Annotated in this window: 19 protein-coding genes; 8 read left to right on the top strand and 11 right to left on the bottom strand. The window is 65.4% G+C overall.

Annotated features, from left to right (window positions below; all coding sequences use genetic code 11):
• Nucleotides 1-25 precede the first annotated feature (25 nt).
• Nucleotides 26-838: a response regulator transcription factor gene (locus NKI22_RS01110; RefSeq protein ID WP_352481005.1), complete on the top strand. Its 813-nt coding sequence runs from the start codon at nt 26-28 to the stop codon at nt 836-838.
• 8 nt (nt 839-846) lie between these two features.
• Here the strand turns inward: NKI22_RS01110 and NKI22_RS01105 are convergent, their stop codons facing one another.
• From NKI22_RS01105 to NKI22_RS01085, 5 genes are all read right to left on the bottom strand, one after another.
• A complete protein-coding gene (locus tag NKI22_RS01105) occupies nt 847-2,916 on the bottom strand; it encodes a 3-hydroxyacyl-CoA dehydrogenase NAD-binding domain-containing protein (RefSeq protein WP_023721359.1) in 2,070 nt (689 codons plus the stop codon).
• 120 nt (nt 2,917-3,036) lie between these two features.
• Complete coding sequence (locus NKI22_RS01100; RefSeq protein ID WP_023721360.1) at nt 3,037-3,984, bottom strand: ABC transporter permease; 948 nt, start codon at nt 3,982-3,984, stop codon at nt 3,037-3,039.
• A gap of 2 nt (nt 3,985-3,986) precedes the next feature.
• Nucleotides 3,987-4,961 (bottom strand): ABC transporter permease, encoded by a 975-nt coding sequence (locus NKI22_RS01095; protein ID WP_023721361.1) that lies wholly within the window; start codon nt 4,959-4,961, stop codon nt 3,987-3,989.
• A 1-nt stretch (nt 4,962) separates the two neighbouring features.
• Nucleotides 4,963-6,483: a sugar ABC transporter ATP-binding protein gene (locus NKI22_RS01090; protein WP_023721362.1), complete on the bottom strand. Its 1,521-nt coding sequence runs from the start codon at nt 6,481-6,483 to the stop codon at nt 4,963-4,965.
• Between the two features lie 47 nt (nt 6,484-6,530).
• Nucleotides 6,531-7,544 (bottom strand): ABC transporter substrate-binding protein, encoded by a 1,014-nt coding sequence (locus NKI22_RS01085; protein WP_023721363.1) that lies wholly within the window; start codon nt 7,542-7,544, stop codon nt 6,531-6,533.
• Nucleotides 7,545-7,762: 218 nt separating this feature from the next.
• Here NKI22_RS01085 and NKI22_RS01080 point away from each other — a divergent pair, with 218 nt between their 5' ends.
• From NKI22_RS01080 to NKI22_RS01055, 6 genes are all read left to right on the top strand, one after another.
• Complete coding sequence (locus NKI22_RS01080) at nt 7,763-10,189, top strand: glucan 1,4-alpha-glucosidase (RefSeq protein WP_023721365.1); 2,427 nt, start codon at nt 7,763-7,765, stop codon at nt 10,187-10,189.
• 14 nt (nt 10,190-10,203) lie between these two features.
• Entirely contained in the window at nt 10,204-11,220 is a 1,017-nt protein-coding gene (gnd, locus tag NKI22_RS01075) for a phosphogluconate dehydrogenase (NAD(+)-dependent, decarboxylating) (RefSeq protein ID WP_023721366.1), read from the top strand.
• Nucleotides 11,221-11,242: 22 nt separating this feature from the next.
• A complete protein-coding gene (gene zwf, locus NKI22_RS01070) occupies nt 11,243-12,619 on the top strand; it encodes a glucose-6-phosphate dehydrogenase (protein ID WP_352494084.1) in 1,377 nt (458 codons plus the stop codon).
• Nucleotides 12,620-12,638: 19 nt separating this feature from the next.
• Nucleotides 12,639-13,343 carry an ROK family protein gene (locus NKI22_RS01065; protein WP_023721368.1) on the top strand — a complete coding sequence of 235 codons (705 nt, stop codon included), beginning with the start codon at nt 12,639-12,641 and terminating at the stop codon, nt 13,341-13,343.
• Nucleotides 13,344-13,507: 164 nt separating this feature from the next.
• Complete coding sequence (locus NKI22_RS01060; RefSeq protein WP_023721369.1) at nt 13,508-13,972, top strand: Ros/MucR family transcriptional regulator; 465 nt, start codon at nt 13,508-13,510, stop codon at nt 13,970-13,972.
• Between the two features lie 182 nt (nt 13,973-14,154).
• On the top strand, nt 14,155-15,396 hold the full coding sequence (locus NKI22_RS01055) for an MFS transporter (protein WP_023721370.1): 1,242 nt from the start codon (nt 14,155-14,157) through the stop codon (nt 15,394-15,396).
• An 82-nt stretch (nt 15,397-15,478) separates the two neighbouring features.
• On the opposite strand, the gene NKI22_RS01050 is transcribed toward NKI22_RS01055, so the two are convergent.
• From NKI22_RS01050 to hemC, 6 genes are all read right to left on the bottom strand, one after another.
• The gene (locus NKI22_RS01050) at nt 15,479-16,195 is read right to left on the bottom strand and encodes a glutamine amidotransferase (protein ID WP_352958151.1); all 717 of its coding nucleotides are present in this window, start codon (nt 16,193-16,195) and stop codon (nt 15,479-15,481) included.
• 19 nt (nt 16,196-16,214) lie between these two features.
• Nucleotides 16,215-16,694 carry a tellurite resistance TerB family protein gene (locus NKI22_RS01045; protein WP_352481012.1) on the bottom strand — a complete coding sequence of 160 codons (480 nt, stop codon included), beginning with the start codon at nt 16,692-16,694 and terminating at the stop codon, nt 16,215-16,217.
• 39 nt (nt 16,695-16,733) lie between these two features.
• Nucleotides 16,734-18,350, bottom strand: coding sequence for a heme biosynthesis protein HemY (locus NKI22_RS01040; protein ID WP_352481013.1), 1,617 nt, complete (start codon nt 18,348-18,350; stop codon nt 16,734-16,736).
• Between the two features lie 8 nt (nt 18,351-18,358).
• Complete coding sequence (locus tag NKI22_RS01035; protein WP_023721374.1) at nt 18,359-19,864, bottom strand: COG4223 family protein; 1,506 nt, start codon at nt 19,862-19,864, stop codon at nt 18,359-18,361.
• A 337-nt stretch (nt 19,865-20,201) separates the two neighbouring features.
• On the bottom strand, nt 20,202-20,918 hold the full coding sequence (locus NKI22_RS01030; RefSeq protein ID WP_023721375.1) for a uroporphyrinogen-III synthase: 717 nt from the start codon (nt 20,916-20,918) through the stop codon (nt 20,202-20,204).
• A 1-nt stretch (nt 20,919) separates the two neighbouring features.
• Nucleotides 20,920-21,846 carry a hydroxymethylbilane synthase gene (gene hemC / locus NKI22_RS01025; RefSeq protein WP_352814954.1) on the bottom strand — a complete coding sequence of 309 codons (927 nt, stop codon included), beginning with the start codon at nt 21,844-21,846 and terminating at the stop codon, nt 20,920-20,922.
• A 106-nt stretch (nt 21,847-21,952) separates the two neighbouring features.
• Here hemC and tsaD point away from each other — a divergent pair, with 106 nt between their 5' ends.
• On the top strand, nt 21,953-23,038 hold the full coding sequence (tsaD, locus tag NKI22_RS01020; protein WP_031194644.1) for a tRNA (adenosine(37)-N6)-threonylcarbamoyltransferase complex transferase subunit TsaD: 1,086 nt from the start codon (nt 21,953-21,955) through the stop codon (nt 23,036-23,038).
• The last annotated feature ends 3 nt before the right edge of the window (nt 23,039-23,041 follow it).

Raw genomic sequence — 23,041 nt, 5'->3', positions numbered from 1 at the left:
ATTTTCTCGTCTGGAGGGGTATGAATTGGGCGTTTCGCGCAGCGATGAATACAGCCGGCTCGCTGCGCTCATCGCAGCGACGCGGGAGACCAGCGGCGAGCTTTTCGGCAAGGCAATGGTGGCCTGGCTCCGGCAGCATGTCAGCTTCGATCATTGCGTGATCTTCGGCTATCGCGGCGCCTTACGCCCGCCGCTGCTGTTCGAGACATTCTCGCCGGCCGACAGCCACGTCTTCGTCGCGCTCTATCAGGAAGGGCCTTATCTGCTCGATCCGTTCCACCATGCTGCGGTCGAGCGCAAGGAAGGCTTTTGGCGCATGCGCGAATTGGCGCCGGATCGCTTCTATGCCAGCGAATATTACCGCTCCTATTACAGCCAGACCAGACTTGCGGAGGAGGTCGGCTTTTTTGTGCCGCTGCCGGGAAAGGACGCACTGGTGCTCTCGCTGATGCGATTGCGCGCTTCGGGACCTTTCGGAACCGCCGATGCGAGGTTGCTGCGCGACATGGCGCCTGCGGTGATCAATCTCATCAGGCTGCGCTGGCATGATCTTCCGGCCGACAAACCGGCAGAGACGAAGCAGGACGAAACGATTGCTCCAGTCAGCGAGTTCGAACGTGCTCACATCTGGAAGAGCCTTTCGCTCACGCCGCGCGAACAGCATGTCGTCGACCTGGTGCTTCAGGGCCATTCCACGGAATCAATCGCCAGGGCGATGCGCATCGTGCCGGGAACCGTAAAAGTCCATCGCCGTAACATCTACCGCAAGCTCAAGATCAAATCGCAGGCGGGCCTATTCGCGCGTTTTGTCGAGATCATGGATGCACGGATTCGGTAGTCCCAAGTTCAGCCGGCAGCGCCGTCCCAGGAACCGGTTTCGGCCATTTGCCTGAGCAGAGGTGCGGCCCGGAAGACGTCCTCGCCGGTCTGCTGGTGCCAGTGATCCAACCGCCGGATGATCTTGTCCACGCCTTCGCGGCTTGCCCAGAACATCGGCCCGCCCTTGCCGACCGGGAAGCCATAGCCGTTGACCCAGACGACGTCGATATCGGACGCGCGGGCGGCAATCTGTTCCTCGAGGATTTTGGCGCCCTCGTTGATCATCGGATAGAGCGTGCGCTCGATGATCTCCTCGGCGCCGATTGCCCGCGGTGCAATGCCGCGTTCAGCAGCCTTGTTGTGGATGAGCGCTTCGACCTCCGGATCGGGCAGCGGCGTGCGCGAACCGTTCTCATAGCGATAGAAGCCGCTGCCGGTCTTCTGGCCGAAATGGCCCTGTTCGCACAACGTGTCGGCGATGTCAGCCGTCTGGCCACGCGCCTTGCGGTTGCGCCAGCCTATGTCGAGGCCGGCGAGATCGCTCATCTGGAACGGCCCCATCGGCCAGCCGAAATCGGTGAACACCTGGTCGACCTGGCGCGGCATTGCACCCTCGAGCAGAAGCGCCTCCAGTTCCGCACCCCGCGCCGCCAGCATGCGGTTGCCGACGAAGCCGTGGCAGACGCCGACGACGACCGGCACCTTGCCGATCCGCCGCGCCAGATCGACGATGGTCGTCAGCACGTCCGGCGAGGTCTTGTCGGCGCGGACGATTTCCAGAAGCTTCATGACGTTAGCCGGCGAAAAGAAATGCATGCCAAGGAGATCTTGCGGCCGCGACGTCGAAGCGGCGATCTCGTTGACGTCGAGATAAGAGGTGTTGGTGGCAAGGATCGCGCCCGGTTTGGCCACCGCATCGAGCCTGCCGAATACCTCCTTCTTGACCGCCATTTCCTCGAACACAGCCTCGACGATCAGGTCGCAATCGGCGAGGTCTGCATAGTCGGTGCTGCCCCTGAACAAAGCCAGCCGCTGGCGCTTGGCGTCTTCGCTCAGCGACCCGCGGGTGACGGAAACGGCATAGTTCTTGTCGATCGTCGCCAGCCCGCGTTGCAATGCTTCCTGCGTTGTTTCCAGCAAGGTCACGGGAAGACCGCCATTGGCGAACGCCATGGCGATGCCGCCGCCCATCGTGCCGGCGCCGATGACGCCGACCCGGGCGATCTTGCGCCTGACGACATCCTTGCCGGCAAGCTTTGCCGCCTCACGTTCAGCGAAGAACAAATGCCGCTGCGCGCGTGATTGGTCGCCGGCGACAAGCTTGACGAACAGGTCGCGTTCGGCCGCCAGCGCTTCGTCGAAGGGCAGCGTGAGGGCGTTGCGGACCGACTGCGCACAGGCTATCGGCGCCTCGAGACCGCGCGCTTTGCCCGCAAGCGTTGCCGCCTCCTTGTCGAAGGCCGGCAAGTCGGCCTGGTCGAGGCGATCGTTGCGGTCGCGCACCGGCGTGAACGGACCGCCTTTCGCGGCCGTTTCGCTGGCGAAACTCACCGCTTGCGCGGTCAGGTCGCCATCGAAGACGGCATCCACCAGACCGGCGGCGCGCGCCTCGGCCGCATTGATCGGCGTTCCCGAAACGATCATGCTGAGTGCCTTCAGCGGACCAACCAAGCGCGGCAGGCGAACCGTGCCGCCGCCGCCCGGCAGCAGGCCGAGCTTGACTTCCGGCAGGCCGAGCCTTGCCGCTCGGTCGGCAACACGGAAATGGCAGCCGAGCGCCAGTTCCAGGCCGCCGCCGAGCGCAGTGCCGTGAATGGCGGCGACCGTCGGCTTGGCGATGGTTTCCAGCACGGCGACAATGGCGCGCAATTCCGGCTGCTGCGCCGGTCTGCCGAATTCGGTGATGTCGGCGCCGGCGACGAAGGTCCGCCCGGCGCAGGCTATCACGATTGCTCCCACCGACGGCTCGTCCCGCAGGGAAACGAGCGCCCGCATCAACGGCTCGCGCACATGGAAGCTCAGCGCGTTGACCGGCGGATTGTCGATGGTCACCAGCGCGACGTTGCCGTGCCTTGTAGTGCTGACGAAATCGGGCACGCAAACCTCATACAATGATGTTGGCCAGGAGCCCGACGGGATTTACAGCGCTGGCATGCGGATGGGAACCACATGTTTGCGGGCCGGATCGATATCCTCTCGCCGCCGGGTGGCCTTGCCTTAGCGCAGCGCCTTCTGCCCGCCGGCCGCGGTGATGACGCCGACGATGATCAGCCCGGTCAGCACCAGGCGCACGCCGACGCTTACGCCGAACGTGTTGAGCATGGTCAACAGCAGCACGAGGAACAGCGCCGCGCCCCAGACCCCCGGCACATTGGCCTTGCCGCCGGCTACCGACGTGCCACCGATGACGACGACCGCGATCGACGCCAGCAGATACTCATTGCCGATATCGACATTGGCGCCGCGGAAATAACCGGCGAGCAGTGCACCGTCGAGGCCGCCGAGCGCGCCCGACAGCGTGTAGGTGAGGAAGCGGGTGCGGCCGACATTGACGCCTGCCAGCCAGGCGGCGCGGATGTTCTGGCCGATCGCCAGCACCGAGCGTCCGTAGATCATGCGCTGCAAAACGATGCCGGCGCCGATGGTGAACAGCACGGTCAGGATCGCCAGCACCGGGATGCCGAACACCTGCCAGTTGGTGAAATCGGCAAAGCCCGGCGGCGGCTTGATCTGCAAGCCGCGCCCATAGCTGATGTCGACCGACTGGATGACGAAGCTGGCCGACAGCGTCGCGATGATCGGCGGAATGCGCAGCGCCCATATCAGAAGGTAGTTGACGGCACCGATCGCCATGCCGCAGGCAAGCGCGGCCAGCAGCCCGACCGCGATCATCGCATCATTGCCGTCCATGACCTTCATGGCGACAGCACTGGCAAGGCCGATATTGGCCGGCAGCGACAGGTCGACATTGCCCGGCCCGAGCGTGATGACGAACATCTGGCCGACGCCGACGATGACGGTGAAGACGGCAAGCGACAGCGCCGCCGTGATCATCCCGCCTCCGCCATAGCCGCCGGTGAAGGCGATCGTCGCCAGCCACACCAGCAGCGCCCCGAAGAACGACCAGATCCAGGGTCTGGCGAGCAGTGTCCGCAGCGAGACCATGCTCACCTCTCCCTGCGGCTGATCAGCACCCGGGCCGCCAGCACGATGATCAGGATGGCGCCATTGGCGGCAACCTGCCAGTCGGGCGGAATGTGCATGAACGTCAGCAGTGGCGATGCGGCCAGCGCCAGCGTCAACGCGCCGATGACGGCGCCGATCGGCGACACCCGGCCGCCGACGAACTCACCGCCGCCGAGGATGACGCCGGCGATCGAAAGCAACGTGTAGCCATTGCCGATATTGGCGTCGGCCGAGGTGGTGATGCCGATCAGCGCCATGCCGGACAAAACGCCGAACAGGCCGGTCAGCGCAAACAGCGCGATTTTGGTACGGAGCAGCGACCAGCCGGCGCGCTTGAGTGCGGCTGAATTGCCGCCCGATCCACGCAGGATGACACCATAGGAGGTGCGCATCAGGCCAAAGTGGACGACCGCCGCGATCAGCAATGCCGCGATGATCGGGAACGGAATGAAGGGTGGCTTGAAGGCCATCAGCGCCAGCAGCCAGTCCGGCGCCTTGCCGCCGGGCTTTGGCAGGATCAGGATGGCCAGGCCCTGCCAGACGAAACTCATGCCGAGCGTCACCACGATCGAGGGCAGGTTGCGCAGATGGATCAGCGCGCCGAGCAGCGCGTAGACACCGATCGACCCGAGCAGGATGACGACGCCGAGCAACGGCGCGTCCTTCAGCCATGTCGCCGTGACGCAGCCGACGAAGCCGACAAAGGTGCCGATTGACAAATCGAGCTCGTTGCCGGCGATGACGAACATCTGCGCGATCGTCGCCAGCGCGATCGGGATCGCCAGATTGAGCATCAGGCTGAAGCCGAAATAGCTGATGGCGCGCGGGTTGAGCCAGGCGATAGCGATGAGCACCAGCGCCAACGACAGTGCCGGCAGCAGGCTGCGCAGCATGCGCGCCCGCCTCGTGGCGCGAGCCGACGATTTTAGCCCATTCTCGATGGATGCCGCCGTCATCTCAGGCCGCGTCGCCAAACGAGGACTGGATGATCTTTTCCTCCGTCAGTTCGTCGCGACGAAGGTTGGCGACGATCCGGCCGTTCTTGAACACATAGATGTGGTCGCAATTGTCGAGCTCTTCGGTTTCGGTGGTGTACCAGAGGAATGTGCGGCCATGGCGAGCTTCTTCGCGCACGAGATCGTAGACTTCGAGCTTGGTTCCGATATCGACGCCGCGCATCGGATCGTCCATCAGCACGATCTTGGCGTCGGAGCCGAGCGCCCGCGCGAACAAGGCCTTCTGCTGGTTGCCGCCGGACAGCGAGAAGATGTTGTTGTTCATGTCGGGCGTGCGGATGCCGATTTTCCGCTGCCACAGCTGGGCGAGCTCGGCTTCGCGCTGCGGCGAGATCAAGAGGCCGTTGCGCAATCGCGCCAGCGAACGGATGCCGATGTTCTCGGCGATCGACCATTGCGGAAAAATCCCGTCCGACTGGCGGTCGCCGGCAACCAGCGCCACCGGCGCGGTGACCTCGATGCCGGTCTTGGCGCGGGAAGCCGCGGCAAAGATCGCCAGCAACAGGTCGGTCTGGCCATGCCCGGCAAGTCCGGCAAGGCCGATGATCTCACCGGCACGGGCGATGAGCTCATTGCCGTCCTGCTGTCGCGCCGGCCGCGCCCGGACCCGCAGCGGACCGGGCTCCGGCTTGCCGCTCGCAATCTCTGCGGCGGCCTTCTCGCGCGCCTCCGCTCCGCCCATCGCCGTCACCAGCCTGTCGCGGTCGAAGGCGTCGGCCTGCCCGGCGGCGACCACCTTGCCGTCGCGCATCACCACGATGCGATCGGCATTTCCGAGCACTTCGCCCAGCACATGCGAGATCAGGATGCAGCTCTTGCCGGCGGCGATGAAGCGGCGCACGAACGCCAGCAGCTGGCCGGCGGTATGCGCATCGAGCGAGGATGTCGGCTCGTCGAGGATGACCAGTTCGAGCGGCTCCTGCGTGACCGTGAAGGCGCGCGCCACCTCCACCATCTGCCGGCTGGTGATGGAAAGATCGCCGACGATGTCGGATGCCGAGATGCTGTGGCCGGGGAATATCTCGTCGAGCTTGGCGGCAATCAGATGGGCGGCCTTGCGCCGCCAGCCGAAGCCATTAAGCGAGGCGTGGTTGATCCGCGTATTCTCGGCGACGCTGAGGTTCGGGCAGAGCGACAGTTCCTGGAAAACGCAACGTATGCCGAGCTGCTGTGCGCGCGGCACCGAATAACTTGCCTCGACGCCGCCACGGACCGCGATCTGCCCGCTGTCGGGGGTAAGCGTGCCGGCCACCATATGCATGAGCGTCGACTTTCCGGCGCCGTTATGGCCGACGAGACCGACGCATTCTCCGGCACGAACGCTGAAATCGACACCGTCGAGCGCCCTGACGGCGCCGAAATGTTTTTCGGCTCCGTCCAGTCTTATGATGTCCATACTGACGGCGCCGAAATGTTTTTCGGCGCCGTCAGGCCTGATGATGTCTGCACTGGCCTCGGGCATGCCTCAACGATACCCGGTTATCTGTGGCGGCAACAATAGTGCCATGCTCACTTGATGTTGGCCTTGATCGCCGCGACGGCGTCTTCCTGCGTGTATTCGTGGCTGGCGACGCCGCCCTTCGGAATCTTCGGCAACGCTGCCTCGAAATCGTCCTGTGTGAAGGCGAGATAAGGAACCAGCAGGTCGTGCGGCACGTCGGTGCGGCCGTCGAGCACTTGCTGCGCCACCCAGAAGGCAAGCGTCGATACGCCTGGCGCGATCGAAGCCGACCAGGTCTGGTAACCGTCCTTTTCCTTCTGCTCTTTCCACCATTGCAACTCGTCCTGGCGATTGCCCATGATGATGGTCGGGCGCGGCTTGCCGGCGGCGGCAAAGGCCTGCGCCGCGCCGTAGCCGTCACCGCCCTGGTCGACGACACCGACCACATCCGGCAGCGACGGCAGGATCGTCGCTACGGCCTTCTGTGCCGTGGTCTGGTCCCAGTCGCCGGTCACCGAGCCGACGATCTTGAACTCGGGATGGGCGGCGACACCTTCGAGGATGCCGGCATGGATGGCATCGTCGATCGAAGTGCCGGCAAGGCCACGGATTTCCAGCAGATTGCCACCCTTGGGCTGGAACTTGGCCATCTGCTCGACTTCCTGCTTGCCCATGTCCTTGAAGTCGACGACGACGCGGTAGGCGCAGGGTTCGGTGACGATGCCATCGAAGGAGACGACGACAATGCCGGCGTCGCAGGCCTGCTTGATGGCGCCGTTGAGGGCATCCGGAGATGCCGCGTTGATGACGATCGCGTCATAGCCCTGCAGGATCAGGTTCTGCACCTGGGCTGCCTGCGTCGGCACTTCCTTGTCGGCCGTCGTGAAGACGTCGGCGGCGCCGACCACCTTGTCGGCGACTGCCTTCTTGGTGACGATGCCGTAGCTGTCCAGCATCGCCTGCCGCCACGAATTGCCGGCGTAATTGTTGGAGAAAGCGATCTTTTTGCCGCTGGTATCGGCAAGCGCGGTGCCTGCGGCAAGCATCGCTGCAAGGGCGCCCAAAACGAATATTTTCTTCATGTCATACTCCTCCCGTGAGTTGCTGTCTTACTGGTGGCTAATGGCTGGCTGGTGGCTAATGGCTGATACGCTCACAATGCTGTTTTTTATCTATTATCAGACAAATGCAGATAGCCAGCAAGCTGTCAACATCAATCCATGGCCGACGATCAACTTGCGGTGCAATCATTGAAACCGGTTCGACTCCTGGTCTAGGGATGGCGATGGAGACCGATTAAATGGCAGTGAACCTTGCCCCGGGTGCACCCGGCATTCCGGCGCGCTGGACGTCGAGCGCCAAGAGCGGCGTCGGCACCGCGCTGTCGCCGGCCTGCCCGATCTGGTTCACCATCAGCCACGGTATCCTCAACGAGATCTACTATTCCCGCCTCGACAGCGCATGCACCCGCGATCTGGGGCTGATCGTCACCGGACCCGACGGCTATTTCTCCGAAGAGAAGCGCGACGCCGAACATCGCATCGAACCCCTCGAGGACGGGGTGCCTGCCTATCGGCTGGTCAACACCGCAGCCGATGGAAGCTACCGGATCGAGAAGCGCGTCCTCACCGATCCGGAACGTCCCGTCTTGCTGCAGGAGATCATGTTCACGTCGCTCAAGGGTGCCGCCAGCGACTACCGCGTCTACGCGCTGCTGGCGCCGCACCTCGTCAATGCCGGCATGGGCAACACTGCCTGGATCGACGACCATGAAGGACAGCCTGTTCTGTTTGCATCGGGACGCGGCGTCTGCCTGGCGCTCGCCTCGTCGCGGCCGTGGAAGGCGTGCGCGGCCGGCTATGTCGGCGTCTCCGACGGCTGGCAGCAGCTTCGTCAAAGCGGCCGGCTCGATCCGGCCTGCCGCAGGGCCGAGGACGGCAATGTCGCGCTGACCGGTGAGATCGCCTTTTCGGCTGCGAACCCAAAAATGTTGCTGGCGCTGGGCTTCGGCACGACGCCGCAACAGGCGGCGGAAACTGCTTTCGCCAGCCTGAACCAAGGTTTTGGGCCCGCAGCCGGATCCTACGTCGACAAATGGCGCCAATGGCAGGCCGGATTGCTGCCGCTGGACCGGCATGCGGTGTCCGCCCTCAATCCCTACCGCCTCAGCACGGCGGTGCTGGCGACACACCGCTCGTCGACCGGAGCAGCCGTGGCCAGCCTGTCGATCCCGTGGGGCTTCAACAAGGGCGACGACGATCTCGGCGGCTATCACCTGGTCTGGCCGCGCGATCTGGTCGAAACCGCCGGCGGATTCCTCGCCGCCGGCGACCCGGCGGAAGCCTTGCGCATCCTTGGCTATCTGCGCTCGATCCAGCAGCCGGACGGCCATTGGCCGCAGAACGCCTGGCTCGACGGGTCGGTCTATTGGCCGGGCATCCAGATGGACGAGTGCGCCTTTCCGCTGCTGCTCGCCGACGCGCTGCGCCGCGCCGGGCATTTGCCGCCTGCGGTACTCTCCTCCTTCATGCCGATGATCGAGCGCGCTGCCGCCTATGTCGTACGCAACGGCCCCGTCACCGGCGAGGACCGCTGGGAGGAAGACGCCGGCTACAGCCCGTTCACGCTTGCCGTCGAGATCGCCGCGCTGCTTGGGGCTGCGGACATGTTCGATGCCGCCGGCAAAACAGAGCCGGCAAACTATCTGCGCGAAACCGCCGATATCTGGAACGATCAGATCGAGCGCTGGACCTACGTCGCCGGCACCGCCGCATGCGACGAAGCCGGCGTCGAAGGCTACTATGTCCGCATCGCCCCGCCCGACACCGCCGGCGCCGCATCGCCGAAGGACGGCTTTGTGCCGATCAAGAACCGCCCGCCCGGTGATGCGGACCGCCCAGCCGAAGCGATCGTCAGCCCGGATGCGCTGGCGCTGGTCCGCTTCGGCCTGAGGGCAGCCGACGATCCGCGCATCCTCGACACGGTCAAGGTCATCGACGCGCAATTACGCTGCGAACTGCCGCAGGGGCCGCTCTGGTACCGCTACAATGGCGACGGCTATGGCGAGCATGCCGACGGCGCACCCTTCGATGGAACCGGCCAGGGCCGGCCCTGGCCGCTGCTGGTCGGCGAGCGCGCCCATTACGAGCTGGCGGCAGGGCGCAGGGACAGTGCGGCACGCCTGCTCGCCACGTTTGAGGGCTCCGCCGGGCCGGGCGGCCTGCTGCCGGAGCAGGTCTGGGACGGTCCCGACATGCCGGAGCGCGAATTGCGGCATGGCGGCCCCTCCGGCAGCGCCAAGCCGCTGGTCTGGGCGCATTCCGAGCACATCAAGCTGCTGCGTTCGCTGCGCGACGGCGCCGTGTTCGACATGCCGCCGCAAGGCGTCAAGCGCTATATCGAGGGCAGGACGGTGTCGTGCCTCAGGGCATGGCGCTTCAACCACATGATCCGTACCGTCCCGGCAGGCAAGGCGCTGCGCATCGAACTTCTGGCCCGGGCGGTGGTTCATTGGAGCAGCGACAATTGGGCAACCGTCCATGACACCGAGACCGCCGCGAACCTTTTCGGTATCCATCTCGCAGAGTTGCCGGTTGCCGACGCCGCTCCGGGCAATAGCATTGTCTTCACATTCTTCTGGTCCGATGCCGGCCGTTGGGAGAATGCTGACTTTTCTGTCGGCATCGGCGATACCGCACAGCCACTAGATCATCGATCCCTCAAGTAAGGCAGGACGAGACCATGCAGATAGGAATGATGGGACTGGGCCGGATGGGCGCCAACATGGTTCGGCGCCTGTTGCGCGATGGCCACGAATGCGTCGTCTACGACATTAACCCGGCGAGCGTCGCGGCGCTTGTGACCGCCGGCGCGGTCGGAGCCGCCTCGATGGAGGAGTTCGTCGGCAAGCTGACCAAGCCGCGCAGCGCCTGGCTGATGCTGCCGGCGGCGATCACCGGCCGGATCGTCGACCAGGTGGCCGCCCTGATGGAGCCGGGCGACATCATCATCGACGGCGGCAATTCCTATTATCATGAGGCCGTCGACCACGCCGCGCGCCTGGCCTTGAAAGGCTTGAGCTATGTCGATGTCGGCACCAGCGGCGGCGTCTGGGGCCTCGAGCGCGGCTACTGCCTGATGATCGGCGGCCCCGACAGCGCGGTGCAGCATCTCGATCCGATTTTCGCAACGCTGGCGCCGGGCGCCGACGCCGCTTCGCCCGCCCCTGCCAAGGACGCCGGAACCGCTCCCTTCGGCTATCTCCACTGCGGACCGAGCGGCGCCGGCCATTTCGTCAAGATGGTCCATAACGGCATCGAATACGGCGTCATGGCCGCCTATGCCGAGGGCATGAACATCCTGAAGTCGGCGAACGCCGGCAAGCGGCAGCGCACCGCCGACGCCGAAACCAGTCCACTCGAGAACCCGCAATATTACCAGTTCGACATCGACATCGCTGAGGTGGCAGAGGTCTGGCGGCACGGCAGCGTCATCGGCTCGTGGCTGCTCGACCTGACGGCCGGCGTGCTGAAGGCCGATTCGTCGCTGACACAGTTCGGCGGGCGGGTCTCGGATTCCGGCGAAGGCCGCTGGACGCTGAAGGCGGCGATCGACACCGGCGTGCCGGCGCCGGTGCTGTCGTCGGCGCTGTTCGACAGGTTCTCCTCGCAAGGCGAGTCCGAATTCGCCGACAAGCTTCTGTCCGCCATGCGCTATGCCTTTGGCGGCCATGTCGAAAAACCCAAGGCCGGCTCGTGACGGGCGACAGGGAGGCACGCCCATGAGCCAGGAACGATCGGACACGCTGGTGCTTTTCGGCGCCACCGGCGATCTCGCCCACAAGAAGATCTTCCCCGCCCTCTACGCCATGGTGGCCAAGGGAACGCTGAACGAGCCGGTGATCGGCGTCGCCTTCGATCCTTGGGATATCGCCAAGCTGCAGGCACGCGCCCGCGACGGCATCGTCAACGCCATCGGCAGCATCGACGAGAAGATCTTCGCAAGGCTCGCGTCGCTGCTGCGCTATGTCAGCGGCGACTACCGGGCGCCTGCGACCTTCGATAAACTGAAGACCGCGCTCGGCAGCGCACAGCGGCCGCTGCACTATCTGGCGGTGCCGCCCGCCATGTTCGAGGTCGTCGTCCAGGGACTGGAGCAGTCGGGCGCCGCCCAGGGCGCACGCCTGATGGTGGAAAAGCCGTTCGGCCATGATCTGCAATCGGCGCGCTGGCTGAACCGGGTACTGCATCTGGTCTTCGACGAAAAGTCGATCTTCCGCATCGACCATTATCTCGGCAAGGAGGCGATCCAGAACTTGCTCTATTTCCGCTTCGCCAATTCCTTCCTCGAGCCGATCTGGAACCGCAACTTCGTCGAGAGCGTGCAGATCACCATGGCCGAGGATTTCGGTGTCGAGGGCCGCGGCCGCTTCTATGACGAGGTCGGCTGCATCCGCGACGTCATCGAAAACCATCTGCTCAACATCCTCTTGCTGCTCGCCATGGAGCCGCCGGTCGGCCGCTCGGCCGACGATCTGATCGACGAGAAGGTGCAGGTGCTGCGGGCGATCCGGACGCTGACCAGGGACGATGTCGTGCGCGGCCAGTTCGACGGCTATCTCAACGAGCCGGGCGTGGCGCCGAACTCGCCGGTCGAGACCTTCGCGGCGGTGCGCTTTTTCGTCGATACCTGGCGCTGGCAAGATGTGCCGTTCTTCATCCGCGCCGGCAAATCCCTGCCGGTGCACGCCACCGAGGTCATCGTGCGGCTGAAACGGCCGCCGCTCGACGTCTTCGATCCAATCAAGCCCGGCGACTGCAATCACGTGCGCTTCCGCATCGATCCGCAGGTGGCGATCTCGATCGGAGCCCGGCGCAAGGCGCCCGGCGACGACATGGTCGGCGAGCAGGTCGAGCTCACCGCGCTCGACGATTCGAAGGGCGACATGCCGCCTTACGAGCGGTTGATCGGCGACGCTATGAACGGCAACGGCCAGCTGTTCACCCGCCAGGACGCCAGCGAGCTCGCCTGGCGCATCGTCGGCCCGGTGCTCGGCGACACCACGGCGCCCGCGATCTACGCGCCAAAGACCTGGGGGCCGACCGAAGCGATGACTGGATTCGGCCCGCCGAACGGCTGGATCAATCCATCGAAATGATTTCTGGGAGGCGAAAGCGATGGCCAAAGCGGTGAAGCGACCGGCACCCGACGCCGAAAAGATCGTGCTTGCGATCGATATCGGCGGCTCGCACGTCAAGATCCGCACCAGCGCCGGCGGCGACGAGCGCAAGACCGCTTCCGGACCGGAGCTGACGCCGCAGCAGATGGTCGCGGCGGTGAAGACGCTGGCCGAAGGGCTGCAATACGATGTCGTCTCGATGGGCTATCCGGGTCCGGTGCACCACAACCGGCCGCTCACCGAACCCGCCAATCTCGGCAAGGGCTGGGTCGGCTGCGATTTCGCCGCTGAGTTCGGCAAACCGGTGAAGGTCGTCAACGATGCGCTGATGCAGGCCGTCGGCAGCTATGAAGGCGGCCGCATGCTGTTCCTCGGCCTCGGAACCGGCCTCGGGGCCGCGATGATCGTCGACAACGTCGCCCAACCGATGGAGCTTGCCCATCTTCCCTACAAGAAGCGCGGCAGTTTCGAAGACTATGTCGGCGAACGCGGCCTGCAAAAGCGCGGCAAGAAGAAATGGCGCAAACACGTCTTTGACGTGGTCGACCGGCTTCGCGCCGCCATGCAGCCGGATTACGTGGTCATCGGCGGCGGCAATGTCGAGGAACTCGCCGACTTGCCCGCCGATTGCAGACGCGGCGACAATACACGCGCCTTCGAGGGCGGATTTCGACTGTGGCGCGACAAATCCCTGATTATCTGATATTGCTGATTGTCTGATATTATCGAGCACCGGCTCAGGGTTGTTAATCCCGCGCTGCCGTTAGTATTATTATTCAAAATAATGTGTGACGTGGTGCGGCGTCATTGCATTGCGCAGATTTGCCGACTAGGAATTTCTGCGACCCCCACGGACGGAGAAATAGATTGACCGACGACAACAACAACGCTCGCAAAGACATCGACCTGCTTGAGCTGACCGCCCATATCGTGTCCGCATATGTCGAGAAGAACCGCTTGCCGGCTTCCGGCCTCGGCGATCTCATCGCCAGCGTCAGCGCTTCCATAGGCGGGCTCGGGCAACCGGCAGTGCCGGTCGCCGCGCCGCTGACGCCTGCCGTCAATCCCAAGAAATCGGTGACGCCGGACTACATCATCTGTCTCGAGGACGGCAAGAAGTTCAAATCCTTGAAGCGCCATATCGGCGTCCATTTCGGGCTGACGCCCGACGCCTATCGCGCCAAATGGGGCCTGCCGTCCGACTACCCGATGGTCGCCCCCAACTACGCGGCCTCGCGTTCGCAGCTGGCCAAGGCAATCGGTCTCGGCCGCAAGGCCGCCCCGCCCGCGCCCGTCAAGGGCAGGGGCAGGAAGGCCAAGGCGACGGCCTAAAGCGTTCGGAGCAGGTCCGGTCGCTCCGCCAGCGGCAACGCCCGGCGGAGCGGAAATTGTTGATCCAGGCCGGATTTTTGCGCGCGCCCTGCGCTGAACTGCGCTAAAGGCTCTCTTGGCCGGACCAGCGCCCATCGTGGAAGTGCCCCGCCGGCCGACATCGCCGCCACGGGGCCTGATCCATGACCACAGAATCCCAAGTACCGCCTGACCAGCGTTATGCCGCCTTTCGCCATCGGCCGTTCCTGAGCTACTGGGCGGCGCGCTTCCTCTCGACATTCTCCACCCAGATCGTGTCGGTCGCCGTCGGCTGGCAGATCTACGATCTGACCCGCGACCCGTTCGACCTTGGGCTTGTCGGCATCGTCCAGTTCCTGCCTTCGCTGCTGCTGGTGCTGGTCACTGGCGACGTTGCCGACCGTTTTGGACGCCGCCTGATCATGGCGCTGGCGGTGCTGGTCGAGGCGGGCTGCGCTTTGGCGCTTCTGTTGCTGACGCTGCGCGGCCTCTCCGGGCCGATGCCGGTCTTCATCGTGCTCGCCATGTTCGGCATCGCGCGCGCCTTCTTCGGGCCGGCCTCGTCATCATTGTTCGCCAATCTGGTGCCGCCCGAGGATTTCGCCAACGCCATCGCCTGGAACTCGTCCGCCTGGCAGACGGCAACCATCGTCGGGCCGGTCGCCGGCGGTCTGCTCTACGGGCTTTCGGCCGAAGCCGCCTACACCACCGCGGCCGCGCTGATGCTCATCGCCGCCGTGCTGATCTTCACCATCCCGAAGCCCGCCCAGCGCAGCCGGACCGACAGACCGACGGTACGGACCCTGTTCGCCGGCTTCGGCTATATCTGGAGCGAAAAGATCGTGCTAGGCGCGATTTCGCTCGATCTGTTCGCGGTGCTCCTGTCCGGCGCCTCGGCGCTGCTGCCGGTCTATGCGCGCGATATCCTCGAACTCGGCCCATGGGGGCTCGGCCTGTTGCGCTCGGCGCCCGGCGTCGGCGCCATCTGCGTCGCCATCTGGCTGGCCGGACACCCGATCCGCAACCATGCCGGCCTTGTCATGCTCGGCTTCGTTGCGCTGTTCGGCGCGTTCACCGTCTTGTTCGGCCTCTCGACCATCACCTGGGTGTCGATCGCAGCCCTTGCCCTGCTCGGCGCCACCGACATGTTCAGCGTCTATATCCGCGAGACGCTGATCCAGCTGTGGACGCCGGACGACGTTCGCGGCCGCGTCAACGCCGTCAACCAGGTGTTTGTCGGCGCCTCCAATGAGCTCGGCGAATTCCGCGCCGGCACCATGGCCGCGCTGATCGGCACGGTTCCGGCCGTGGTGGTCGGCGGCGTCGGCGCGATCGCTGTCGCCGGTCTATGGGCGGTGCTGTTCCCACAGCTGCGCAAGGTGCGTCATCTCAGGGGGCGAAACTAAAGCGCGACGCGCTTTAGTTCGTTTGTTTGTGCATGTCGTTTTCCCAAAACCGCTGCACACTTTTGGGCGACATGCACCGACTTCACCGCAGCGCCGGCTTGCCAAAAATCATGGGCAGGAACTCGCCGAGCCAGCGCTTGAGGTGCATGTCCCAGATCAGCCGGCCACCGAGATGGTCGCGGCCGGGCTGCGCGCCGGGCAATTCGAAGCGATGGGCGCCGCGCACCACCCAGCGCTGCATCATCGCCCGGGTCAATTCGCCATGGAACTGGATGCCCCAGGCATTGTCGCCATAGCGGAAGGCCTGGTTGGGATAGGTTTCGGCCGTCGCCAAAAGTGTTGCGTCCTTCGGCAGCGAAAAGCCCTCACGATGGAACTGATAGACCATCTCCGGCCAATGCATCAGCCTGCTGCCTGCTTCAGTCGCCTTTAGCGGATACCAGCCGATTTCGACGAGGCCCTCGCCATGGCCCTCGACCCTGCCGCCGAGATGCTTGACCAGCATTTGCGCGCCGAGGCAGATGCCAAGCAGCGGCCGGTTCTCGTTGAGTGGAATTTTGAGCCAGTCGGTCTCGCGGCGGACGAACTCGTCGCCGTCATTGGCGCTCATCGGCCCGCCGAACACCACGGCGCCGGCATGGCCATCCAGCGTCTGCGGCAAGGCCTCGCCGAGCGGCGGGCGGCGGATGTCGAGATCGAAGCCTTCCTCGATAAGCATATGTCCGACCCGTCCCGAGATCGAATCCTCCTGATGCAGCACGATCAGGATCTTTGGTCTCGGGCTTGGCTTGGGCGGCATTGGAAGGCGGGATCCTGTTCTATTCGTCGCTTGACGTTCCGGCAGCACCAGGAGCCGCGGCCGCCGCCTTGAGGCGCGCCTCGACGCGGTCGCGGCGTTCGACGCCGATCAGCTCGGCGACCCGCCAGACGGTATTGTCCTCGAGTTCGTGCAGCTCGCCATCGGCATAGACGATCTCCCACATCAGGCCGATAAAGGCCTTTCGCGCCTCGGCGTCGAGATGGCGCTTGAGCACGCTGGTAAAGGCGTAAAGGTCGATCGCCTCATTGTCGGCCCGCTCGCCGGCAGCCGCCAACGCATCGAGTTCGTCGCCGCTGATAGAATAGCTTTCCGCCAGCACCTTCTTGAACCGTTCCCATTCGGTATCCTGGCGCACGCCGTCGGCGTTCATCACGTGGAAAAGGAGGGCGGATGCGGCAACGCGCGGATCGTCGGCACTGGCGCTGGCGCCACTACCGGACGGCAGGTCCCTTAGAAACGACAGAACGCGTTCGAACATCAAATCATTCCCAATAAGACCGGGTCCACTCGACCCGGATCAGAACAAACGAAACCGGCGCGTCGATTTACCCGCCTCGTCGTCGGGGTCGACGCCGGGGTCGTCGGGCAGCCGCGTCAACTCCTGCGCCGGCTCGACGGCTTCGGCATCGTCCGGCACCGCGGCAAACGCCGCCGCGGCGACCGGTGTCACATGATCCTCGCCGGCACGGTTTTCGGTCTCTGCTTCGGTCGCGGTGCCCGGTGTCTCGGCAGCAACCGCTGTGTGCTCGATCGCCTCGGCTGTTTCCTGTACCGGCTTGGCTGAAGCCGCAATTGCCGGCACCGATGCCTCCTGCGTATCCTCATCGCTGTCGATCAACTGGCCGAGCCGCTCCATCGGCGCTCGCCATTCGAATGCATCGAGCCTGCCGGTGATCGGCGATACCGGAGCCCAGCGGTCGGAGACGACGCCGTCGGCGACCCAGGCCGGGTCGCGCGGCGCTCTCACCGCCTTCGACAGCAACTGCCGCACCTTGCCCTGGTCGCCGGTCTCGGCCTCCTCGATATCGGCCAGCAGCAGATAGGCGCCTTCGCGGCGATCGATGCGGATGGCGGCTTCGGCCTCGCGGCGGGCGGTTGAAAAGTCCTGCGCATCGAGCGCGGCGCGCGCCACGGCAAGCGAGGCCTCGGCATGGTTCTTCTTCAGGTCCTGCAGCTTCTTTGCCCGGTTCAGCCGGTCGAGCACGGCATCGCCGGGCCTGGCATGGGTGTAGAGCTCGGCGATCTCCGGGTGCGGCTCGGCCTTCCACGCCGCCTCGAGGATTTTCGAGCCCTTGCGTACGTCGTTCAGCCGAAACAGCAATTTCGCCGCGGCGACCGCCGCCGGCGCGAAATCCGGCCGCAGCCGGTTGGCTTCGAGAGCCGCCGTCCGGGCGGCATTGGCATCGCTGTCGATCAGCGCCTGCGCCTTGGCGGTCAGCAGCACAGCGCGGCGCCGGTTAGCGGCGTCGCGCTCGATCTGCCGCGTTGACTTCTGGGCGTCGACAAGTTTCAGCGCACCATCCCAGTCGCCACGCCCGGTCAGATCTTCCAGCGTCGATTCGGCCGCCCAGGCCAGCTGCGGCGCCACCGCCGCCGCACGGCCGGCATAGTGGCGGGCTGCGTTGCGGTCGCCGAGCCGCTCGGCTTCGAGATACAGTCCGCGCAGGCCGAGCAGCCGCATTTCGGGATCGTCGAGCATGGTCTCGAACTTTTCGCGGGCGCCCTCATGGTCGCCTTCGAGCAGCGAGGCCTGCGCGTCGAGCAGCTGGATCAGCGGCTCCTGGTCGGAGCGGATCAGCTTTGCCGCTTCCTTGGTCTTCTTGCGGGCGAGCGCGCCGTCACCGGCGCCGGCGGCGATCATGCCGGTCGACAGCGCCTGATAGCCGCGGTCGCGGCGCCGCACGCGGAAATAGCGCGAGATCGTATAGGGGCTGGTCCACAGCGCCTTGACCAGCCACCAGACGATCATCACCGCGGCAACCACGGCAACGATCGCCACCGCCGCGACCATCAGGCTGACCTGGTATTGATAGCCGTTGAAGGTGACGAGCATTTCACCCGGCCGGTCGGCCAGCCAGGCGAACCCGAGCCCGAGCGCAAAGACGACGGCAAGGAAGGCGAGGATGCGGATCATCGGGTTCCTCACGCCTTCATCGCGCCAGCGATGAGCGAATCGATCTGCGTCTCGACCTCCATCCGCGCTTTCAGTTTGCCGGCAAAGTCGGCGCCGGCGGCCTTGGCCGCTTCAGGCAGCGTTTCGTATTCGCTGAGCGCCTTGGCGTAGTCGCCCTGATTGACGGCGACCTCCATGCGGGCGACGGTTTCCGGGGCGCCGGCGCCCTCGACCGCACCGATCGGCCTGACCTTGACCAGCGATTCGGCGCTCGACAGCAGCTTTTGCAGGATGCCGGCATTCTGGTCGACAGGCGTCGCGGCAGCGACCATGGCGTTGGCGGTGGCGTCCGCTTCGGCGGCGATCTCGGCGCGCGTTGGGACGCCCTTTTCGGCATAGGCGCGCAGCGTCGCGATCTCGGGTGCATCGGGTGAGATCGCGGCAAAGGTTTCGAGTTCGGTCGCGAACGGCGCACCGCGGTCGAGCGCTGCCTTGAGCGCCGAGGCGGCAATGGCCAGCGCGATCTTCGGCTGCGAAGCCTGTGCATCGACCTTGCCCGAGAGCTGTGAAACCGACTGTTCCAGCGCCGCAAGCCGGCCTTCCTGCGCCTTTGCCGTCTCGCCGGCCGATTTCACCAGCGCGTCGAGCGCGGCCAGCCTTTCGTTGAGCGGCTCGAGATCGACCGGCGCCGTGCCGCCGGCCTTGCCGAGGCCCGCGACCGCCGTCTCGATCTGCCGGACCTTGTCGCCAAGTGCGGCCAGCCCGGCATTGTCGCCGGCGCCGCCTTGCTCGACCGCCGATTTGAGCGCCGTGACGTCCGCCCTGACCTGATCCAGCGCCGACGACAGCCCGTCCACCTTGGCTGATGCGTCATTGTTGGCGTCGGCCTGTCTGAGGTCCGCGACCTCGCGTTTCAGCGAAGCGATCTCACTATTGACGGGGTCGAGCGACACGCCGCCCGACCCCGGCGCCCCGAGCAGGCCGGCAAATTGCAGCCCGCCGGCGGCGGCCAGCGCGATGACGCCGCCGACAATACCGGCGGCGATGCCGTTGATGCCGCTCCGCTTCGGCTGCGCTGCCATATGGTCGTCCCTCGTCTCAGCTGTCTTCTCGCCGGAACCTGGTATCCTCGGTTCGTTGGCCCCGGTTCCGCTGGGTGCATCTTCGAAACTGTAGTCGGAAGCCGTGAAGCGACCGACCGGCGCATCCGAACCGGCCGGATAAGGGATTTCCGCTTCCCTGGCAGAATCGGCGCCTGCGTCCGTCGGCTCTTGCGTGCCGGCCCGCGCGGCTGCGTCGGCATGTTCCCATGGTTCGAGATCGGTCTGGTCGGCATGCACCGGCTCCTCAGGCGGCTCCGGCTGCGATGCGTTCGCCGCTTCCTCGGCCCGCGCCTCGTAGGTCTGCGCCGCGGCCGGCTGCTGCGAGCTGGCATCCTGTTCGTCGGCGACTCGCGAGACGGCGCCGGGCTCGAGATCGATGGTCACCGGCTCACGGCGGCTCTTGGAATGCCGCATCTTCGGCGTCTTGACCATGCTCGGGCTCCGCAAAATTCGCTTCGGGATGGTTTGAAGGGTCTAGCACATCACCAAGCGGTGAAAAGGGGCGGCGTGATGACGCCACGGCTTGGAGTTCAGTTTTGGCAAAACGCCGCAGCGGTTTTGGGACACGGCATGCGGAACCAGAAATGAAAAACCCGCCTCGGCGGCGGGTCGTTGGGGCGAATCAGCACCATAAGTGATTTTCTAGCATAGCTGCCGGCACAAAGCAAGAACAAAATAGCTGTGTCGCGGACAATCGCCCCAGCTTAGCTGCGGAATGTTTCAGGAGCCCGCAGGAGGTATGCCAACGTCCGGAACAGGCGGATGCCGGTCAGCGCCGCGCCTGCAAAAGCCCCAGCAAGGCATCTTCGCTGGGCTCAGGCGCAATCCGGATCCTTTCGCCAGCGGCATCATCCAAGGCCGCGGCAATACGTCCCGACAATGCGAAAAAGCGCGTCTCTTCAAAAAAACCGCGCACCGCCGGCCGGCTAGCCAGGGCCTGCATCGCCATGGCCGCCTTGGCCGAATAGAGCAGCACCGCCTCGACCGGCCGGGCGGACAGGCGCGCAAGCACGGCCTCGTCGGAGTAATCCAGCACAACGGTGTCGTAGGTCTCGACGGCGCGGACCTGAGCGCCCGCCGCCTGCAGCCGCTCCTCGAAGCCCGGAAAGCGCACCCGCCCGCAGAGATAGACGATGGTCTGCCCCGCGTAACCACCAGCAAGCGCATCGGCCAGCGCCTCGGCATTCCCTGGGCCTTCGCTGACCGACAGAAACCCGGCCGCGCGGGCGGCTTCCGCCGTCTTCCTGCCGACGGTGTGGCACGGCAAGCCGGCGAGCGCCGCGATGACCTCTTTCGGCGCATGGCGAACGCCGTTGGCACTGGTGGCCGCGACCGCCGCAGCCGCATCGGCGACCGCGCCGACGTCGACGGGCAGCGCCACCGTTTCGGTCAGCGGCAGCAGGATCGGCTGAAAGCCGGCATCCGCAAGCCGGCGCGCCGTGCGCAAGGCGCCCGGTTCGGGTCTCGTCACCAGGACGCGGAGCATGTCAGGTCCAGCCGTCGAAGAATGTTTCGCCGGCTTTGGCCCGAACGGTCGCGGCGGCTTCCGCGCCAATGCGCGCCGCCTCCTGCGCTGGCCCTTCCAGCCTGACTTCATGCGACTGCGTGCCATCGGGCGAGATGATCAGCCCGGCAAAGGAAACCGTTGCGCCGGATATCGTCGCATGGCCGGCGATCGGGGTGCGGCAGGAGCCGTCGAGCGCCGCCAGGAAGGCGCGCTCGCAGGCCAGCGCCTGGCCGGTCGGCACGTCGTGGATTGCCGCCAGCATCGCTTCCACGTCGCGGTCGCCGATGCGGCTCTCGATACAGATCGCGCCTTGCCCCGGCGCCGGCGGAAAGACGTCGAGCGGCATCAGGTCGGTGACGACATTTTCGAGCCCGAGCCGCTTCAGCCCGGCATAGGCGAGGATGGTGCCGTCGGCGATGCCTTCGTCGAGCTTGCGCAGCCGCGTCTGCACATTGCCGCGAAACATCACCACGTCGATCTCCGGCCGCATCCGCCGGATCAGTGCCTGGCGCCTGAGCGACGACGAGCCGACCCTGGCGCCTTGCGGCAGGCCGGCAATCGTTCGCGCCGCCTTGCCGATGAAGGCATCGCGTGCGTCCTCGCGCGGCAGGAAGGCGGCCAGTTCCAGCCCCTCGGGCAACAGCGTAGGCATGTCCTTCGACGAATGCACGGCGATGTCGATGCGCCGCGCCAGCAACGCCTCCTCGATCTCCTTGGTGAACAGGCCCTTGCCGCCAGCTTCCGACAGCGGCCGGTCCTGGATGCGATCGCCGCTGGTCGAGATGACGACCACCTCGAACGCCTCGGCCGGCATGCCATGCGCCGTCATCAGCCGCGCCTGCGTTTCATGCGCCTGCGCCAATGCCAGCGGGCTGCCGCGTGTTCCGATTTTCAAGGTTGTTTGCATGGCGCGCCGTCCGTGATAACCCCCGGCAGGATCGAGGTCCGTCTTTCCGGCTTCCTCCTATCGGGGAAAGGCAGGCCGTACAATCCTTGGAGACAGCGACGAATTGATCCGCGTTCTGGGCATCGAGACGAGTTGCGACGAGACCGCCGCCAGCGTGGTGGCGCTGGACGGTCGCAGCACGCCGCAAATCCTGTCGAACATCGTGCTCAGCCAGATCGAGGAGCATGCCGCTTTCGGCGGCGTCGTGCCGGAGATTGCCGCGCGCGCCCATGTCGAGGCGCTCGACGGCATCATCGAGGCAGCGCTGGCCGATTCCGGCGTCGACCTCGCCGACATCGATGCGATTGCCGCCACCGCCGGTCCCGGTCTTGTCGGCGGGCTGATCGTCGGCCTGATGACGGCAAAAGCAATCGCCGCGGCAGCTAAAAAACCGCTGATCGCCGTCAACCATCTCGAAGGCCACGCGCTGACGGCCAGATTAACCGACGGGCTCGACTTTCCCTACCTCTTGCTGCTGGTTTCCGGCGGCCATACCCAGATCGTCGCCGTGCGCGGCGTCGGCGACTACCAGCGCTGGGCGACGACCATCGACGACGCGCTTGGCGAAGCCTTCGACAAGACGGCCAAGATGCTCGGCCTGCCCTATCCGGGCGGACCGAATGTCGAGAAGGCGGCGGCAAATGGCGATGCGGCCCGTTTTGCGTTTCCGCGCCCGATGAAGGGCTCGGCGCAGCCCGATTTTTCCTTTTCCGGCCTCAAGACCGCAGTGCGCCAGGCGGCATCCGCGATCGCCCCGCTGAGCGACCAGGACGTCGCCGATATCTGCGCCTCGTTCCAGGCGGCGGTGGCGGATGCGCTCGGCGACCGTGTTTCGCGGGCGCTGACCAGATTCCGTCAGCAATTCCCGGACAAGGCCGAGCCTGCGCTGGTTGTCGCCGGCGGCGTCGCCGCCAACCGGACGATCAAGGCGACATTGCAAGCGCTGTGCGAACAGGCCGGGTTCAGCTTCGTCGCCCCGCCGCTTAATCTCTGCACCGACAATGCGGCGATGATCGCCTGGGCCGGCATCGAGCGGCTGCGCGCCGGCATATCAGGCGAAAACGCCGCCGATTTCGTGCCGCGCTCGCGCTGGCCGCTGGACAGCGTCTCGGCCCCGATGGTCGGCTCTGGCCGGCGCGGGGCCAAGGCGTGACGA

It is taken from the genome of Mesorhizobium sp. M0778, from assembly GCF_040320105.1.
In the GTDB taxonomy this organism is placed as follows: domain Bacteria; phylum Pseudomonadota; class Alphaproteobacteria; order Rhizobiales; family Rhizobiaceae; genus Mesorhizobium.
This window is presented reverse-complemented; position numbering and strand designations above follow the sequence as displayed.